Genomic DNA, 1,069 nt, shown 5'->3' with positions numbered 1-1,069 from the left:
AGCTGGTCGCGGCGGGGCGTGCAAACCCTGAGGGCGCAACTGGACGGATAGGTGGATCCCCTGCGCCCTCTCCCCTTGTGTACGCGACAGCGCAGCGTTGGATCAAAGTGCTGGATCAACAAAACGCGCGGGATACCCCACCGTCTATACGGTGGGAAGGGATAGCGCCCAACATACTTAGCATGACCCAAGCTCTGACTACCTCTTGCAAGCTCAAGGTGTCTGCGTCGCAAGCCACAAAGCTGGATGCGACCAAGGCCTACGGCCGGCTGACGCGAACAGAGGGGGACAACTGGAATGGACAGCAGTTGAACCAGGTCAGAGACCACTACTCCCGCTTGAGAGCGGTTCTGCAACGCAAGGCCAGTCAGGGCACACGCAGTTCTCGGCGCAGATGCCGGGAGCTGCTGCAACGGCTGTCTGGCAAGAAAAGACGCTTTCAAGCTTGGGTAAACCACTGCATCTCCACTCGCGTTAGCGGGACGGAGTCCTTGTGGGCCTGCTTCAGGGCTACCAAAAAAACCACCCGCCTTATGCGGTGGGGTAGTTTATCAGGTTTTTGCAGACGAGAGGGATCCCTGTTACGCAAAGGGTAGTTGCAGCGGCTGCAGTCGGTGTTGCTGGAAAGCTCTGTACTGGGCAAGGATTGGCAAAGACTGTAGTCATGGGCTGTAGCCAACCAGCCTCGGCTAATCTGAGCCACCGTAGGAGTTTTGACACTCCCCCGGCTGAAGTTGGGGAAGGCCTACGCAGTCCACAGTTGGACTCGTAAAGGCGCTGTCAAGACGCCCCTAGACAGTTCCTAGAGAAAAAGCCTCAAGGTTCCGCTTGCTTACTGGCTTTCGGTACTGTCCGGGTTTTTCACCGGGGTAGGTGCTGACTTAAGATTACAACATCATAATAACATTGGCGAGCATAATAACATTGGCGAGCGACTCCAGTCGCTCGAAGGCTTTTCCGCCCCGCACTACTCGCGTCAGCGGCGCGGAGCGCTTAGTATGGGGCTACCAAGCTACTCTGCTGTGTTGGCCGAGTTGGCTCCTGAGGGGCATGGAGAAGGAAACACTCG

General features: G+C 57.1%; 1 pseudogene. It reads left to right on the top strand.

From position 1 onward, the window contains the following. Positions 1–278 precede the first annotated feature (278 nt). Positions 279–476, top strand: a pseudogene (locus NW844_RS12845) (RNA-guided endonuclease TnpB family protein); the annotation flags it as partial. Between the last annotated feature and the right edge of the window lie 593 nt (positions 477–1,069).

The sequence above is a fragment of the Synechococcus sp. H55.2 genome, assembly GCF_047462495.1.
GTDB lineage: Bacteria > Cyanobacteriota > Cyanobacteriia > Thermostichales > Thermostichaceae > Thermostichus.
The sequence above is the reverse complement of the archived record's forward strand: the minus strand, read 5'-3'. Positions and strand labels throughout refer to the sequence as shown.